The 16943-nt window shown below is 66.0% G+C and carries 14 protein-coding genes; 8 read left to right on the forward strand and 6 right to left on the reverse strand.

The features are described 5' to 3' along the window. Positions 1-49: 49 nt before the first annotated feature. Positions 50-451: a hypothetical protein gene (locus AYB31_RS01150; RefSeq protein ID WP_068824940.1), complete on the forward strand. Its 402-nt coding sequence runs from the start codon at positions 50-52 to the stop codon at positions 449-451. A 60-nt stretch (positions 452-511) separates the two neighbouring features. Here the strand turns inward: AYB31_RS01150 and AYB31_RS01155 are convergent, their stop codons facing one another. Beyond that, positions 512-2053: a phosphoenolpyruvate carboxykinase gene (locus tag AYB31_RS01155; RefSeq protein ID WP_068824942.1), complete on the reverse strand. Its 1542-nt coding sequence runs from the start codon at positions 2051-2053 to the stop codon at positions 512-514. 157 nt (positions 2054-2210) lie between these two features. Beyond that, the gene (gene hslO, locus AYB31_RS01160) at positions 2211-3104 is read right to left on the reverse strand and encodes an Hsp33 family molecular chaperone HslO (protein ID WP_068824944.1); all 894 of its coding nucleotides are present in this window, start codon (positions 3102-3104) and stop codon (positions 2211-2213) included. A 93-nt stretch (positions 3105-3197) separates the two neighbouring features. Between hslO and AYB31_RS01165 the strand changes: the two genes are divergently transcribed. Next, positions 3198-3995, forward strand: coding sequence for a phosphatase PAP2 family protein (locus AYB31_RS01165; RefSeq protein WP_068824946.1), 798 nt, complete (start codon positions 3198-3200; stop codon positions 3993-3995). Between the two features lies 1 nt (position 3996). Here the strand turns inward: AYB31_RS01165 and AYB31_RS01170 are convergent, their stop codons facing one another. After that, positions 3997-4383, reverse strand: a complete 387-nt coding sequence (locus AYB31_RS01170) for an RNA-binding S4 domain-containing protein (protein ID WP_068824951.1) — start codon at positions 4381-4383, stop codon at positions 3997-3999. 89 nt (positions 4384-4472) lie between these two features. Between AYB31_RS01170 and rimB the strand changes: the two genes are divergently transcribed. Both rimB and rimK read left to right on the forward strand, forming a co-directional pair. Next, entirely contained in the window at positions 4473-4940 is a 468-nt protein-coding gene (rimB, locus tag AYB31_RS01175; RefSeq protein WP_068824953.1) for a retropepsin-like aspartic endopeptidase RimB, read from the forward strand. Beyond that, positions 4937-5842 (forward strand): 30S ribosomal protein S6--L-glutamate ligase, encoded by a 906-nt coding sequence (gene rimK, locus AYB31_RS01180; protein WP_068824955.1) that lies wholly within the window; start codon positions 4937-4939, stop codon positions 5840-5842. Before rimB ends, rimK begins: the two co-directional genes overlap by 4 nt. 77 nt (positions 5843-5919) lie before the next feature. Here the strand turns inward: rimK and AYB31_RS01185 are convergent, their stop codons facing one another. The 3 genes from AYB31_RS01185 to ompR form a co-directional block, all read right to left on the reverse strand. Continuing rightward, complete coding sequence (locus AYB31_RS01185; protein ID WP_068824957.1) at positions 5920-9663, reverse strand: sensor domain-containing protein; 3744 nt, start codon at positions 9661-9663, stop codon at positions 5920-5922. Positions 9664-9717: 54 nt separating this feature from the next. Continuing rightward, entirely contained in the window at positions 9718-11031 is a 1314-nt protein-coding gene (locus AYB31_RS01190; RefSeq protein WP_068824959.1) for an ATP-binding protein, read from the reverse strand. A 117-nt stretch (positions 11032-11148) separates the two neighbouring features. Continuing rightward, on the reverse strand, positions 11149-11880 hold the full coding sequence (ompR, locus tag AYB31_RS01195; protein ID WP_068824961.1) for an osmolarity response regulator transcription factor OmpR: 732 nt from the start codon (positions 11878-11880) through the stop codon (positions 11149-11151). A 174-nt stretch (positions 11881-12054) separates the two neighbouring features. On the opposite strand from ompR, the gene AYB31_RS01200 reads away from it, so the two are divergent. From AYB31_RS01200 to rmf, 4 genes are all read left to right on the forward strand, one after another. Further along, the gene (locus tag AYB31_RS01200; RefSeq protein ID WP_068824963.1) at positions 12055-14382 is read left to right on the forward strand and encodes a Tex family protein; all 2328 of its coding nucleotides are present in this window, start codon (positions 12055-12057) and stop codon (positions 14380-14382) included. A 3-nt stretch (positions 14383-14385) separates the two neighbouring features. After that, the gene (locus AYB31_RS01205) at positions 14386-14772 is read left to right on the forward strand and encodes a PaaI family thioesterase (RefSeq protein WP_068824966.1); all 387 of its coding nucleotides are present in this window, start codon (positions 14386-14388) and stop codon (positions 14770-14772) included. A 143-nt stretch (positions 14773-14915) separates the two neighbouring features. Continuing rightward, positions 14916-16502 (forward strand): glutamate--cysteine ligase, encoded by a 1587-nt coding sequence (gshA, locus tag AYB31_RS01210; protein ID WP_068824968.1) that lies wholly within the window; start codon positions 14916-14918, stop codon positions 16500-16502. Positions 16503-16644: 142 nt separating this feature from the next. Then, positions 16645-16842 carry a ribosome modulation factor gene (gene rmf / locus AYB31_RS01215; RefSeq protein ID WP_068824970.1) on the forward strand — a complete coding sequence of 66 codons (198 nt, stop codon included), beginning with the start codon at positions 16645-16647 and terminating at the stop codon, positions 16840-16842. Positions 16843-16943 lie beyond the last annotated feature (101 nt).

Raw genomic sequence — 16943 nt, forward strand, 5'->3', positions numbered from 1 at the left:
CTGCGGCCCTGGATTACAGTGAAACTAGGCAACCACAGGGAGAGCATTGATGCAGATAACCGGCAACAACGGCAATCTGCCCCTCTCGACGCAGGTCGTCAACAAGTTCGGCCCGGCCAATCCCGAACAGGTGAACAAGGCCGTGGACCAGGCTTCCGACCGAGTCAGCGAGCGCCAGGAAAGCCGTGAACTGAGCCAGACCGAGCGCCGTGGTACCGCCACGCAGATCTACAGCGCCAACACCCAGCAACGGCAGATCGAGACCTATCTGGCAGTAGCCAGCGAAAGCGAAGTCGATAGCCAGCCGAGTCCCTTGGAGACCGCTACGGAACTGCGCGAAGTGCAACAGCGCAACGATCGGGCCCAGAACATCGCAGAAACACCCAGCCGCCCAGAGCGGCCCGAGACCGATCCGGCCAGGCCGGAGCCCTACGTTGCAACCCGTGCCTGATCGCCTGTCGACAGCGCACAAAAAAGCCGCCCTCGGGCGGCTTTTTCATTGGCCTGCAGCTTACAGCTGCGGGCCGGCGTTGCGGATGGCGTCGGACACGTCGAACTTCTTGAAGTTCTCGATGAACTGCTGGGCCAGGCCCTTGGCCGCCTCGTCGTAGGCGTTGCCGTCAGCCCAGGTGTTACGCGGGTTGAGCAGGTTGGTTTCGACGCCCGGCACGGCCTTCGGCACGCTCAGGTTGATGATCGGCAGTTGCTCGGTTTCAGCACCGATCAGCGCACCGCTCTGGATGGCTGCGATCACGCCACGGGTGGTCGGGATGTTGAAGCGCTTGCCGACGCCGTAGCCACCGCCGGTCCAGCCGGTGTTGACCAGGTAGACCTTGGAGCCGAAGCCACGGATGCGTTTGATCAGCAGCTCGGCGTATTCGCCGGCCGGACGCGGGAAGAACGGCGCACCGAAGCAGGTGGAGAAGGTCGACTTGATGCCGCCGCCGCTGCCCATCTCGGTGGAACCGACCAGCGCGGTGTAGCCGGACAGGAAGTGGTAGGCCGCCTGCTCTTCGCTGAGGATCGACACCGGCGGCAGTACGCCGGTCAGGTCGCAGGTCAGGAAGATCACGGCATTCGGCTCGCCGCCGAGGTTCTTCTCGGAGCGCTTCTCGACCAGCTCCAGCGGGTAGGCTGCGCGGCTGTTCTGGGTCAGGCTGTCGTCGGCGTAGTTCGGTACGCGATTCTCGTCGAGCACGACGTTTTCCAGTACGGCGCCGAACTGGATGGCTTTCCAGATCACCGGCTCGTTCTTCTCGGACAGGTCGATGCACTTGGCGTAGCAGCCACCTTCGATATTGAACACCACGCCCTCGCCCCAGCCGTGCTCGTCGTCACCGATCAGGTAACGGCTTTCGTCGGCGGACAGGGTGGTCTTGCCGGTGCCGGACAGGCCGAAGAACAGGGTCACGTCGCCCTCTTCACCGATGTTGGCCGCGCAGTGCATCGGCAGCACGTCGGCTTCCGGCAGCAGGAAGTTCTGTACGGAGAACATGGCCTTCTTCATTTCACCGGCGTAGCGCATGCCAGCGATCAGAACCTTCTTGGCGGCGAAGTTGAGGATCACGCAGCCGTCGGAGTTGGTGCCGTCGCGCTCAGGCACGCACTCGAAGTTGGCGACGTTGAGGATCTGCCACTCAGCCTTGGCGCTCGGGTTGTAGGTTTCCGGATTGATGAACAGGCAACGGCCGAACAGGTTCTGCCAGGCAGTCTGGGTGGTCATCTTGACCGGCAGGTAGTGGGCATCGGCGGAACCGACATGCACATAGGAGACGAAGTGCTCCTGGGCGTTGTTGAAAGCCTCGACGCGGTCCCACAGGGCATCGAACTTCTCGGCCGGGAACGGGCGGTTGATCGGGCCCCAGGCGATCTTGGACTCGGTGCTCGGCTCCTGGACGATGAAGCGGTCGACCGGCGAGCGGCCGGTGCGATGACCGGTACGAACGACCAGGGAACCATTGGCGGCCAGCTCACCCTCGCCGCGGCGAATAGCCTCTTCGACCAGTTGGGCAGCGCTGATGTTGGTGTAAACGGCGGTATTGGCTTGCGTCATGAGGGGTCCCCGTCGGCCGCGGCCGAGTCTTCCAAACTTGTGTAGTGGGCGCTCGGCACCACTACAGCGATAAAAAAGTCGCGGGAGTATGCCAGAAAAGCTCTTTCCTTGGCAGCCTCTTGTCCGCTATGGCCGTTGATAGAGTTCGGCTATCGGACTAATGCCGAGTTCCCGAGGGCGCCTCGCTGCCGCCACCGGCAAATAGCTGTGTCACGTCGGCGGCATCGAAGTCATAACGCTGGTTGCAGAACTGACAATCGATCACCACCTTGCCACCGTGCTCGCCCAGCAGGACGTTGGCATCGGCCTCGCCCAGGCTGACCAGCGCCCTGGCCGAACGCTCCCGCGAGCAGCTGCAGCGGAAGCACAGTGGCTGCGGCTCGAACAGGCGCACGGCTTCCTGATGATAGAGGCGGTGCAGCACCGTCTCGTTGTCCAGGCCCAGCAGCTCTTCTGCACTCAGGGTATTGGCCAAGGTCAGCAGGTGCTCCCAGCTGGCAGCACGCTCGTCGGCATCGGGCAGGCGATCCACCGGCAGCTGCTGCAGCAGCAGGCCGCGGGCGCGCTGGCCGTCGGCATGCAGCCAGAAGCGGGTGGCCAGTTGTTCCGAGGTGGCGAAGTAGGCCGACAGGCACTCGGCCAGGGTGTCGCCTTCCAGATCGACGATACCCTGGTAGCGCTGGCCCTGCTTGGGATCGACGGTCAGCGCCAGCACGCCATCCGGCATCAGCTCGCGCAAACCGGCGTCGGCGGCGATCTGCTCGGCATGGTAGCGGGCGATACCGCGCACCTCGCGCTCGCTGGAGCACTCGATCATCAGCAGCGGCACGGCACCGGACGAACGCACCTGCAGAATCAGCAGGCCGTCGAACTTCAAGGTGCCAACCAGCAGCGCCGCAGCCGCGAGTATCTCACCCAGCAACTGCGCCACCGGCTGCGGATAGGGATGCTTGGCCAGCACATGCTGGTAGCTCTCGCCAAGACTGGCCAGCTCGCCGCGCACATCGGTGTCGTCGAACAGGAAACGCTGGGTGTGATCGGTATCGTGCATTGGGCTGCCAGTTATCAGGTAGAGATGACAAGTCGATGACAGAGGCTTATAAAGCGCGCCTTTGTAAAGGACTATAAGAAGGAGGTGAATTTTATGGACAAAGACCTACGTATCCAAGCTGCCTGGCGATGGCCGGCGTTGATCGGCCTCAACCTGCTGGGGCTGGCGCTGCTCGCCAGTTGGCAAATGCCCGCCACCCGCACGCTGTGGGACGCCGCCAATCTCTGGGTATTCCAGACCCTCAACGGCACGCTCAACCAGCACCCGCTGTGGGACTGGCTGTGGGCGCTGACCAGCATCCGCCTGTGCGACATCCTGGTCGGGGCACTGATGCTGACCCTGCTGATTCACCCGCGCTGGGTGTTCCGCGCGCACGAGTTGCGCCCCGCCTTCCTGCACTTTCTCGCCATGCTTGCCGTGCTGCTCGTAGTGCGCGTGCTGTTCACCAAGTTCGCCATGGCAATGGGTTGGCAGCACGCCAGCGCCTCAGCGCAGGTACCTGGCGCCATCCGCCTGAGTGAGTCGTTCCCAGGTCTGGAGCGAGTGTTCGAGCTCAAGGACCGCTCCAGCCGCAGCTTCCCCGGCGACCATGCCTCGGTGCTGCTGCTCTGGGGCCTGTTCATGGCCATGTTCGCACGCGGCTGGAAACTGGCCATGAGCATCGGCCTGGTGCTGTTCTTCATGCTGCCGCGTCTGGTCACCGGCGCCCACTGGCTGGTGGACGTAGCCGTTGGCGGCGTGTTCATCGCCCTGCTCAGTTTCGCCTGGGCCTACTGCACGCCGCTGGCCAGCTGGATCGCCAACGGCCTGGAGCGCCTGTGCCAGCCGCTGCTGCCACTGCTGCAGAAGCTGCCGGTCGTAGGTCGTCTGGGCGTGCTGCGCAGCCGCTGAGTCAGTCACGCAGACCGAGCAACTGGCGCCGCTGCTTCTTGTTCGGCCGCCCCTCGGTCTGCACTCCCAGCGCCCCGGCCTTGCGCAGCGCCGCCACCTCTTCACGGCGAGCGATGCTGTCGGGCGTTTCCTCGTAGAGCAGCTGCGCCTCGGGCGCACCACGGCGCACCATGGACAGCGCGCGCACTGTCACCGTGCGCTCCTCGAAGCCGGTGCGGATCACGTACTGGTCACCGATCTTCGGCTCCTTGCCCGGCTTGCAGCGCTCGCCGCGGCAGTGCACCTTGCCGCCCTCGATGGCCTCCTTGGCCAGGTTGCGGGTCTTGTAGAAGCGCGCGGCCCACAGCCACTTGTCCAGGCGTACCTTGTCGTCGTCTTTGCTGCTCATGCATTCCTCCTTCACAGGTCTGAATCTTGCCTGATGCCGTTGTCACATGGCACAGCTAGAATCCTTCCAATTTTCCGGGAAAGCCTGCCTTGAAGACTTTCGACCAACTGTCGGTGATCGGCCTGCGCGAATGGATCAACCTGCCCGACCTGGGCATGGTCGGCTTGCGGGCGAAGATCGATACCGGCGCCAGCACCTCCGCGCTGCATGCCAGCGACATCAGTCTGATCGAGCGCGATGGCGAGCGCTGGGTGCGTTTCACCGCTCATTTCGGCACCCTGGTGCAACGCCGCCATGTCTGCGAAGCGCCACTGGTGACGATGAAGACCATCAAGAGCTCCAACGGCCAGGCCCAGACCCGCTACGTGATCCGCACGCTGCTATCCCTCGGCGACCGGCAGTGGCCGGTGGACTTCACCCTGGCCTGTCGCAAGACCATGCGCTACCGGGTGCTGCTCGGCGCCAAGGCGCTGATCGAAGGCCAACTGGTGGTCAACCCGGCGCTGACCTACGTGCAAGACAAACCCCTGCTCACCTCACCCTCCGGTGCCCAATGAAGATCGCCATTCTGTCGCGCAACCCGCGTCTGTATTCGACCCGCCGCCTGCTGGAGGCCGGCCAGCAGCGCGGGCACGAGATGCAGGTGATCGACACCCTACGCGCCTACATGAACATCGCCAGCCACAAACCGCAGATCCATTATCGCGGCCAGGCGCTGGAAGGCTTCGACGCGGTGATTCCACGCATCGGTGCCTCGGTCACCTTCTACGGCTGCGCGGTGCTGCGCCAGTTCGAGATGCAGGGCGTGTTCCCGCTCAACGAGTCGGTGGCCATCAGCCGCTCGCGCGACAAGCTGCGCTCGCTGCAACTGCTGTCGCGCAAGGGCATCGGCCTGCCGGTGACCGGCTTCGCCCACTCACCGGACGACATTCCCGACCTGATTCAGATGGTCAACGGCGCGCCGCTGGTGATCAAGGTGCTGGAAGGCACCCAGGGCATCGGCGTGGTGCTCTGCGAGACGGAAAAAGCCGCCGAATCGGTGATCGAGGCCTTCATGGGCCTGAAGCAGAACATCATGGTGCAGGAGTACATCAAGGAAGCCGGCGGCGCCGATATCCGCTGCTTCGTAGTCGGCGACAAGGTCATCGCGGCGATGAAGCGCCAGGCCAAGCCCGGCGAGTTCCGCTCCAACCTGCATCGCGGCGGCCAGGCCAGCCTGATCAAGATCACCCCGGAAGAACGCATGACCGCCATTCGCGCGGCCAAGGTCATGGGCCTGTCGGTGGCTGGTGTGGACATCCTGCGCTCCAACCATGGTCCACTGGTGATGGAAGTGAACTCCTCGCCCGGCCTGGAAGGCATCGAGACTACCACCGGCAAGGACGTGGCCGGGATCATCATCCAGTACCTGGAAAAGAACGCCATGCCCCACCAGACCAGGACTCGCGGCCGCGGCTGAACGCCCGCCGTCCCGCGGCACAAGGCTCGTCACCCCAGCCCTGCGCCGCCAGCCGCACGCGCATTTGCCGTGCGCCACTAACCGTGCGCCACCATCCACTCAAGAAACTCGCGCTCGCCCAGCGGCCGGCCGAAATGGTAGCCCTGGCCCAGGGCGCAGCCGTGCTGGCGCAGCCACTCCAGCTGGGCGTCGTTCTCGATACCTTCGGCGACGCATTCCAGGCCGAGGTTGCGGGCGATGACCAGGATGGTTTCCACCAGCATGCGCCCACTGTCCTCGCCCTCTAGATCGCTGATGAAGCTGCGATCGATCTTCAGCCGATCCAGCGGCAGGCGCTTGAGGTAGGTCAGCGAGGAATAGCCGGTACCGAAGTCGTCGATGGCGAAGCGCACGCCCAGGTTCTTGAGCGCGTGCATGGTGGCGATGCAGTGCTCGACATCCTCCAGCAGCACGCCCTCGGTGATCTCCAGCTCCAGGCCAGAGGCCGGCAGGCCGTGCTGCTCCAGGCAGGCGCACACACGTTCGGCACAGTCGGCCCGGCGCAGTTCGCGCGGGCTGAGGTTGACTGCCAGCACCAGCTGCGGCCAGCGCCGCTGCCAGTCGCCGAGATAGGCGCAGGCACGCTGCAGCACCCAGTCGCCGATCTCCTGGATCAGCCCGGTCTCCTCGGCCAGCGGAATGAACTGGCTCGGCGGGATCTCGCCACGTTCCGGGTGGCTCCAGCGCAGCAACACCTCGGCGCCGGCGACCTGTCCGCTGTCCAGCACCAGCTGTGGCTGGAACATCAGCGACAGCTGGCCGCGGGCGATGGCCTGGCGCAGCTCGCTCTGCAATTGCAGGCGCTGGTCGATCACCGCCTGCATCTCGGCGGCGAAGAAGTGCAGGGCATTGCGCCCGGAGTTCTTGGCCCGGTACATGGCGGTATCCGACTGTTTGAGCGCGTCGGCGGCATCCTGATTGGCCAGTGGATGCAGGGTGATGCCGATGCTGGCCGTCACCGCCAGATCGTGACCGGCCACCTGAAAGCTGCCCTGCAGGCCGTCCAGCAGCTTCTCGCCGACTTCGGCCGCCAGCTCGGCCGCCAGCGCCTGGTGGTCCGCCAGGGTTTCCAGCAGCACCACGAACTCGTCGCCGCCAAGCCTGGCCAGAGTGTCCTCGGCGCGCAGACAACGGCCCAGCCGTGTGGTGACCTCGCGCAGCAGGGCATCGCCAACCGGGTGGCCGAGGCTGTCGTTGACCGTCTTGAAGTGGTCCAGGTCGATGAACAGCAGCGCCCCGAAGGTACCTTCACGGCGCTCGCGGGCCATGGCCTGCTGCAGGCGGTCCTGAAGCAGGCGGCGATTGGGCAGGCCGGTCAGCTCGTCGCTGTAGGCCAGCCGTTCGATCTCGCGCTGGTAGCGCTGGCGCTCGGAAATATCGGTGATGCTGGCGCGGATCAGCAGCGGTTCGCCCGGCATGCGCACCAGGCGCACTTCGCAGGGCAGCACGCGGCCGGCCAGGTCCCGGTGCAACCACTCGAAGACCGGCGTTTCGCCGGCGATGGCCGCCTGAACCTGGCGCCGGCCGAGTTCCTCCGAGGCGGAGCCATCCGCCTGGCGCGCCGGGCTGAGCTCGGCGGGTTTGCGCCCGAGCAGTTCGTCCCGGCTGCAACGGAACAGACGCAGGGCATTGGCATTGGCGTCGAGCACGCCGCCATCCGGGCTGTACAGCAGGATGGCCTCGGGGGCGTGTTCGACCAGGGTGCGGTAACGCGCCTCGGCCTCATGCCGGGCGGTGATGTCCTCGACCAAGCTCAGACAGGCTTCCAGCTGTCCCTCCGGGCCGCGCACCGCACGCAGGCTCAGGCGGGTGTGGACCGCGCTGCCGTCCTTGCGCAGAAAGCGCTTCTCCAGCTCATAGTCGTCGCATTCGCCAGCGTGCATGGCGGCGAACAGCCGCTCCTCGCCAGCCAGGTCGTCGGCATGGGTGATGTCCGACCAATGCCCGGCCAGCAGCTCCTCGCGATTGCGCCCGAGGATCTGACACAGCTTGAAGTTCACCTCCAGCCACTGGCGCTGCGGGCCGATCATGGCCATGCCGATCAACGGGGCTTCGAAGAACAGCCGCAACCACTCGTCACGCTCGCGCAGCTGGCGCTCGGCGCGCTTGCGTTCACCGATGTCCTGGATCGCCCCGTACAACCGCACAACCTGCTCGCCATCGCGCTCGGCGAAACCCTTCAGGCGCACCCAGCGCGCCGTGCCGCGGGCGCCGAGCAGGCGCACTTCGAGATCGAACGGCTCACCGCTCGCCTGCACCCGCTCCAGAGCCTCGCTCATCAGCTTCTGGCTGGGGGCATCGTAGCGATCCAGCGAGCCCTGCATATCCGGCGCACCGCCGGCCGGATCCAGCTCATTGAGGCGAAAGCAGCCATCGGTCCAGTACATGCGCTGGGTCGCCAGATCCAGCACCCAGCCACCGATATCGGCCACCGCCTCGGTCTGGCTCAGCAGATGGGTCTGGCGCAGCAGTTCCTCGCGGCGTTGCGCCAGTTCGGCGGCGATACGTTCGCGCTCGCTGACATCGTGATTGAGCGCCACTACATGGCTGACCTGGCCGTACTCGTCGAGCAAGGGCGCCACCGTCACCTCGTTCCAGAAGCACTGGCCATTCTTGCGATAGTTGCGCAGCACTTCCTGGTGCACCACGCCGCTGCGAATGGCATGGCGTACCCGCAACAGGCCGCTCTGCGATTCGTCCTGCTCGATCAGCAGGCGGCTGGACGCGCCGATGATCTCCTTGCGCGTATAACCGCTGATGCGCTCCAGCGCCGGGTTGCAGTAGATGAAGGGCACCCCGGGCTGGCGCAGATCGGAAATCGACACCCCCAGGGGACAGGCCTGCAGCGCCAGGTTGGCCAGCGCCAGTTCCTTCTGCAGGTCGCTGCCGCGCTGGCGGATATCGTGCAGATCACTCAGGGCGCGCCCGATCAGCAGCGCGGCGATCACCAGCAACAGGAGGGACAGATAAGTTTCGGCGCCATGCTCGGCCTGCCAGGCAAACGGCAGGTACAAAGGCAACAGCAGCGCCGCCAGCACGGTCGAAACCACGCCCAGCAAGGCACCGACAAAACCCCGCAACAGGGCCAGGCCCGCCAGCACGCCGGCCACCACGGGCAACAGCAACAGCAGCGGCAGCAGATGGAAGGCCAGTGGCAGCACGACGAGCACCGACAGCACCAACCACCAGGGCAGCTGCAGCGCGATAGGCGGCTCGTCTCGGCTGCGCCGGGCCGGCAGTGCCCAGTTGCGCCGGCGCAGCCAGGGCGTCAGCCAGGCCAGCAGCGGCAGGCTCAGGGCCAGGGCGGACAGACTGTCGAGCAGCCACAGGTTGAGCAGGGCCTGCGCCAGGCCATCGATGCGCTGCTGCCCGGCCAGCAGCAGGCTGCCTTGCACACCCAGCGCCAGCAGCAAGGCCGGCCCGAGGATGCCCAGCAGGATCAGACGCCAGAGGTTGCGCACATTGGGCAGGGCCACATCGCCCCGATTACCCAGCGCCAGCCAGGCCAGCAGCACGGCCAGGGTCTCCGGCAGTGCGTGCAGCGGCGCCAGGCGCCAGTCCAGCCCCCACAGCGGAGCACTCAGCACAGCATTGAGATAGAGCGCCGGCAGCACCCGCGGCCCCCACCAGAGCACGCAGCACAGGCCCAGGGCGAACGGCAGGTAGCAGAGCGCGGCACCGCTGGCGAACTGGGTCGACAGGGATATCCAGGTTCCCAGGTGCAGCAGCGGCAACGGTAGCCACCAGCTCCACCTCGGCAGTCGGTCGGACTCTGCAACCATGCTGACCTCGTGCTGATCACCTGAGCAGCATAGATCAGCGCCGCCAGGCGCGGCTCAGCAGGCGTGACGCGGCAGCAGCAGTCCCAACGGCAGGCAGATACGTGCCTCCAGCCCGCCACCGGAGCGGTTGCGCAGTTCCACGCTGCCGCCGTGCAGGGCGGCGATACGCTTGACGATGGCCAGACCCAGCCCGGTGCCTTTGCCGCCACGGGCACGGTCGCCGCGGATGAAGGGATTGAAGATCTCGTCCATTTCCTCCGGGGCGATACCCGGACCACGATCAAGCACGCTGAGCACCACGTAGGGCGCGCTCTCGTCGCCGGCGATATTGGTCACCACCTCGACGTTCTGCCCGCCGTAGCGCAGGGCGTTATCGAGCAAATTGACCAGCAGGCGCTTGAGCGACACCCGGCGCAGCGGAAAGGCCGGCACCTGTTCGAGCCACATCCGCACCCGCTCTTCCTGCTGGTTGTAGGGGGCCACCGTTTCGCGCACCAGCTCGTCGAGCAGGGTCGGCTCGGGCTGTTCGTCGCGGCCGTCGCGGATGAAGGCGAGGAACTGATCGAGGATGGTGTCCATGTGCTCGATGTCGCGAACCATGTCCTCGCTCATCTCGGCATCGCCGCCGAGCATCTCCAGCGACAGGCGCAGGCGAGTCAGCGGCGTGCGCAGGTCGTGCGACACCCCGGCCAGCATCAGCTCGCGCTCACGGGCGGCCTGTTCGACGTCCTCGGCCATCTGGTTGAAGGCACGGTATACCTCGGTCATCTCGCTCGGCGTATCGCTGACCGGCAGGCGCACGCTGCGCCCCTGGCCAAACTGGCGGGCAGCGAACACCAGACGCTTGAGCGGAGCGCTGAGCTGGCGCACGAAGATCCAGGCCGCCGCGGTGGACAACAGGCCGATGCCGAGGAACCAGCCGAGTACGCTCCAGATCCGCTGCCCGCGCAGCGGGTAAGGGTAGAGCGGCACCTTGAGCCAGTCCTCGCCCAGGCTCGGGGCATGTACCCAGAGCGCCGGTGGGCTCTGCACGCGCACCCGTACCTCGGTGTCCGGGCCCAGCTCGGCCTGCATCTGACGCTGGAAGATTTCCGAATAGGGCCAGTGCTGCTCGGTGGCCGGCACCTGCTCGCGCGGCACGCGGGTCAGGGTCGCCGCCTCGGCGATATGCGCGCGATCCTCGGGATCGGCCGCCCAGTAGGCGCGCAGGGTCAAGGCCGCGCCGTGGCTATATTGCCGGTCGACCAGCATGTCCTCGTTCATCATCAGGTAGACCAGGGTCAGTGCCTTGGAGAACAACACGACCACCAGCACCAGCCAGAGAGTGCGAGCGAAGAAGCTTTGCGGGAACCAGAGCGGGGTTTTCATCAGGGCTTAGAAATTCCGTAGGAGCGAGCTCTGCTCGCGAACCGGGCGGTGCACAATGCCTCGCGAGCAGATGACGCAGCGCCCCTCGCTCCTGCCCGCGGCAGATCCTGTGGATCGTTACTTGTTGCCATCCGGCACGAAGACATAGCCCACGCCCCAGACCGTCTGGATATAGCGCGGCTTGGACGGGTCCGGCTCGATCAGGCGGCGCAGGCGACTGATCTGCACGTCGATGGAGCGCTCCAGGGCGTCCCACTCGCGGCCACGCGCCAGGTTCATCAACTTGTCCCGGGTCAGTGGCTCGCGGGCGTGCTGCACCAGCGCCTTGAGCACGGCAAACTCGCCGGTGGTGAGCATATGCAGCTCTTCACCCTTGCGCAGCTCGCGGGTGGCCAGGGACAGCTGGTAGTCACCGAAACTGACGGTTTCGTCCTCGCTGGCCGGGGCGCCCGGTACCACCGGCGCCTGGCGACGCAGCACGGCCTTGATCCGCGCCAGCAGTTCGCGCGGGTTGAACGGTTTGGCCAGGTAGTCGTCGGCGCCGCCCTCCAGGCCCTGGATGCGGCTGGCCTCGTCGCCCTTGGCGGTGAGCATGATGATTGGCATCTGGTTGTTCGCCTCACGCAGGCGACGGCAGGCGGACAGGCCGTCCTCGCCCGGCAGCATCAGATCCAGCACCAGCAGCTGGAACAGCTCGCGAGCCAGCAGGCGGTCCATCTGCTCGACGTTCTCCACGGCGCGCACACGGTAGCCCTGCTCGCTGAGGAAACGCTCCAGCAGGCGGCGCAGGCCGGGGTCGTCATCGACGATCAGAATCTTTTCGCCTTCCGGCGCAACGGCAGTGCTCATGCAATCTCCCCTTAAACAGTGGCGGCATTATGGCCGAAGGCCGCGTCTCACCGTGTCAGCCATTGTTAGCAGATTTTTCCCGATGGAGTTCCCGCCGACGGCGGAATGCGGTGTTTATAATGCGGCGCTTTCGCGTCGGCCACGCCGGCTCCCGTTTCGCTGCAGGTAGTTTTCATGGACAGCATCAACAAGCGTATCGCCGCCGAGCTCGGCGTCCTCCCGCAACAGGTCGCCGCCGCTGTGGCGCTGCTCGACGAGGGCTCCACCGTGCCCTTCATCGCCCGCTACCGCAAGGAAGTGACCGGCAGCCTGGACGACACCCAGCTGCGCAACCTGGAAGAGCGCCTGCGCTACCTGCGCGAGCTGGACGAGCGCCGCGCCTCCATCCTCGCCAGCATCGAGGAGCAGGGCAAGCTGACCCCCGAACTGACCCGCGAAATCAACGAGGCCGACACCAAGACCCGTCTCGAAGACTTGTATTTGCCGTACAAGCAGAAGCGCCGCACCAAGGGCCAGATCGCTCTGGAAGCCGGCCTCGGCGAGCTGGCCGACGCGCTGTTCGGCAACCCCGAGCTGAACCCGGAGAACGAGGCTGCGCGCTTCGTCGACGCCGAGAAGGGCTTTGCCGACGTCAAGGCCGTGCTCGAAGGCGCCAAGTACATCCTCATGGAGGGCTTCGCCGAGGACGCCAGCCTGCTCGACAAGCTGCGCTCCTTCCTGAAGAACGAAGCCACCCTCAGCGCCCGCCTGGTGGCTGGCAAGGAAGTCGAAGGCGCCAAGTTCAGCGACTACTTCGAGCACGACGAGCCGCTGAAGAACGTGCCCTCGCACCGCGCCCTGGCGATCTTCCGCGGGCGTAACGAAGGCATCCTCGGCGCCAGCCTCAAGGTCGGCGAAGAAGCCCCGGGCACCATGCACCCGTGCGAGCTGATGATCGCCGAGCGCTTCGGCGTGGAGCAGCGCGGCCGCGCCGCCGACAAGTGGTTGGGCGAAGTGGTGCGCTGGACCTGGAAGGTCAAGCTCTACACCCACCTGGAAACCGACCTGCTCGGCGAGCTGCGCGAGAAGGCCGAGGACGAGGCGATCAACGTGTTCGCCCGCAACCTGCACGACCTGCTGCTGGCCGCCCCGGCCGGCCCGCGCGCCACCCTGGCGCTGGACCCCGGCCTGCGCACCGGCTGCAAGGTGGCCGTGGTCGACGCCACCGGCAAGGTGCTGGAAACCGCCACCGTGTACCCGCACGCCCCGCGCAACGACTGGGATGGCACCCTGGCGATCCTCGCCAAGCTCTGCGCCAAGCATGCGGTGGACCTGATCTCCATCGGCAACGGCACCGCCAGCCGCGAGACCGACAAGCTGGCCGCCGACCTGATCAAGGCCGTACCCGGCCTGAAGCTGACCAAGGTCATGGTCTCCGAGGCCGGCGCCTCGGTGTACTCGGCGTCCGAGCTGGCCGCCAAGGAATTCCCGGACATGGACGTGTCGCTGCGCGGCGCCGTCTCCATTGCCCGCCGCCTGCAGGACCCGCTGGCCGAACTGGTGAAGATCGACCCGAAATCCATCGGTGTCGGCCAGTACCAGCACGATGTGTCGCAGCTCAAGCTGGCCCGCTCGCTGGATGCGGTGGTCGAGGACTGCGTGAACGCCGTCGGCGTGGATGTGAACACCGCCTCGGTCGCCTTGCTGGCGCGCATCTCCGGCCTGAACAGCACCCTGGCGCAGAACATCGTGCAGTTCCGCGACGCCAATGGCGCCTTCACCTCCCGCGCCGACCTGAAGAAGGTGCCGCGCCTGGGCGAGAAGACCTTCGAGCAGGCCGCCGGCTTCCTGCGCGTGATGAACGGCGAAAACCCGCTGGACGCCTCCGCCGTGCACCCGGAGACCTACCCGCTGGTGCAGCGCATCGCCCAGGACACTGGCCGCGACATCCGCTCGCTGCTCGGCGACTCCAGCTTCCTGCGCAGCCTCGACCCCAAGCGCTTTACCGATGAGAGCTTCGGCCTGCCGACCGTCACCGACATCCTCAAGGAACTGGACAAACCCGGCCGCGACCCGCGCCCGGAGTTCAAGACCGCCGAGTTCCAGGACGGCGTGGAAAGCCTCAAGGATCTGCAGCCGGGCATGGTGCTGGAGGGCGTGGTGACCAACGTCACCAACTTCGGCGCCTTCGTCGACATCGGCGTACACCAGGATGGCCTGGTGCATATCTCGGCGCTGTCGGAGAAGTTCGTCAAAGACCCGTACGAAGTGGTCAAGGCCGGCGATATCGTCAAGGTCAAGGTCATGGAAGTGGACATCCCGCGCAACCGCGTCGGCCTGACCATGCGCATGAGCGACACCCCCGGCGAGAAGGTCGATGGCCCGCGCGGCGGGCGCGGCAATGGCCAGAACCGTGGCGGCAACCAGCCGCGCAGCGAGCGCCACTCCAGCCAGGACAAGCCGGCCCCGACCAACGCCGCGATGGCCTCGCTGTTCGCCAACGCCAAACAACTGAGGAAATAAGCCATGAGCGACCAGTCCCCGGTGGGCAAGGACAGCAACTTCAGCCGCCTGCTCGGCATCCGCATCCTGCGCGCCGAAAACGGCGAGGCCGAGCTGCGCATGACCATGCAGGAGCAGATGCTCAACCTGCACGGGCGCATGCACGGTGGCGCGCTGTTCTCGCTGCTCGACACCGCCCTCGGCCAGGCCAGCCACAGCCTGTTCGGCGGCGAAGCCGGCAGCATGACCCTGGAATGCAAGATCAACTACATCCGCGCCGTCGAAGACGGCGAGGTGGTGTGCATTGCCAAGGTCATCAACGCCGGGCGCAAGGTGCACGTGATCGAGGCCCGCGCCAGCCAGGGCGACAAGCTGGTGGCCAGCGCCCAGGCCACCTTCATCTGCAAATAGCGCAACATTCCGTCGCTTGCGAGGATTGCGCCGACCTCCCCTGTCGGCGCATTCTCGCCTTCCACCCTCTTCCTTGGTTCGACTTGTAGAGCGACGTCCCCACCCCCATATAGGGGCGACCGTCGAGTGAAGGAACAAGAATCTTGAGCGATCTCCTTTCCCGCCGCCTGGCCTTGCTCGGCGACACTGCCCACCTGCCCCTGCTGACTCAGTGCCTGCACGGTATCGAGCGCGAGACCCTGCGCGTCGACACCCATGGCGCCCTGGCACAGAGCGAGCACCCGCGCGCACTGGGCTCGGCCCTGACCCACGGGCAGATCACCACCGATTATTCCGAGGCCCTGCTGGAGTTCATCACCCCGGCCGAGCCCGACCCGGCCGCGACCCTGGCCGACCTGGAGCGCATCCACCGCTTCGCCGCCAGCCAGCTGGACGGCGAATACCTGTGGAGCCCATCGATGCCCGGCCTGCTGCCGGACGAGGCGGACATCCCCATCGCCCGCTACGGTAGCTCGAATATCGGCCGCCTGAAGTACGTTTACCGCCGCGGCCTGGCCCTGCGTTACGGCAAGACCATGCAGTGCATCGCCGGTATCCACTACAACTTCAGCCTGCCCGAAGCACTCTGGCCGCTGCTGCAGCAACTCGACGGCGAAACCGGCAGCCCCCAGGATTACCAGTCGGCCGCCTATATCTCGCTGATCCGCAACTTCCGCCGTTACAGCTGGTTGCTGATGTACCTGTTCGGCGCCTCGCCGGCGCTGGACGCCAGCTTCCTGCGCGGCCGCCCGCACCACTTGCAACAGCTCGATGCCGACACCCTGTATCTGCCGTATGCCACCAGCCTGCGCATGAGCGACCTGGGTTATCAGAGCAGCGCCCAGTCCGGCCTGACGCCCTGCTACAACGACCTGGCCAGTTACATCGACAGCCTGCGCTCTGCCGTTGCCACGCCCTACGCCCCCTATGCCGAGATCGGCACCAAGGACGCCAACGGCCAGTGGTTGCAACTCAACACCAACATCATCCAGATCGAGAACGAGTACTACTCGAGCATTCGCCCGAAACGCGTCACCTACTCCGGCGAGCGGCCGATTCAGGCCCTGAGCAGCCGTGGCGTGCAGTACGTGGAAGTGCGTTGCCTGGACATCAACCCCTACCTGCCACTGGGGCTCGACCTCGATCAGGCGCGCTTCCTCGATGCATTCATCCTGTTCTGCGCCCTGCAGGCCAGCCCGCTGCTGGCCAGTGGCGAGTGCCACGCCTGCACCGACAACTTCCTCAAAACGGTCAAGGAAGGCCGTCGCCCGGGCCTGCACCTGCAACGCGACGGCCGGCAGGTCGAGCTGCGTACCTGGGCCGGCGAGCTGCTGGATGCCTTCGCACCCATCGCCGCCCTGCTCGATCAGGCCCATGGCGGCGATGCCTACCAGACCGCCCTGCACCTGCAGCGGCGCAAGGTCGAAGACCCGTCACTGACGCCCTCGGCCCGCCTGCTGGCCGACCTGCGCGGCAATGCCGAGACCTTCCGCGAGTTCGCCCTGCGCCAGAGCAAACTGCATGCCGCAACCTTCCGCAGCCAGCCGCTGAGTACCGGGGAGCAGGAGCAGTTCGCCGCCATGGCCCGCGCCTCGCTGATCGAACAGGCCGAACTGGAGCAGCTGCCACAGGAAGACTTCGACAGCTTCGTCGCCGCCTACCAGGCCAGCATTCTTGGCATAGGCGTTTAGGATCAACAACCTGAGTGACGGAGCCGCCGTTCAGCGGCAGTCCGTCACAAAACCGCCACTTCGACCGTTCGCCCCTGACCAGCGGTCAGCCACGGCGGCCGGCGCAGGCTAGCCTGTGGGGAAACCCGCATTGGCAAACGCCATGACGCCCGAAACCGACAACCACGACTGGAGCCTGGACAGCCTGAACAAGGCCTACCAGCAAGGCTACATGGCCGGCCTCACCGGCCAGCCGCAGCGCCAGCAGCCATACCCGGCCGAGGTACAGGCGGCCGCCTGGGAGGCTGGCTGGGATGACGGCAACGAGCAGTTCAAGCTGCATCAGCGACGCAGCGCCTGAATACCGAACGCATAAAAAAGGGCCGCAGATGCGGCCCTTTTCATTACTCACTGCCCAGAAGGCAGCCCTGTGGGAGCGGCTGGGCGGCACTCCGCTTCAGC

The organism is Pseudomonas sp. BMS12 (assembly GCF_001592875.1).
Classification (GTDB): domain Bacteria; phylum Pseudomonadota; class Gammaproteobacteria; order Pseudomonadales; family Pseudomonadaceae; genus Aquipseudomonas.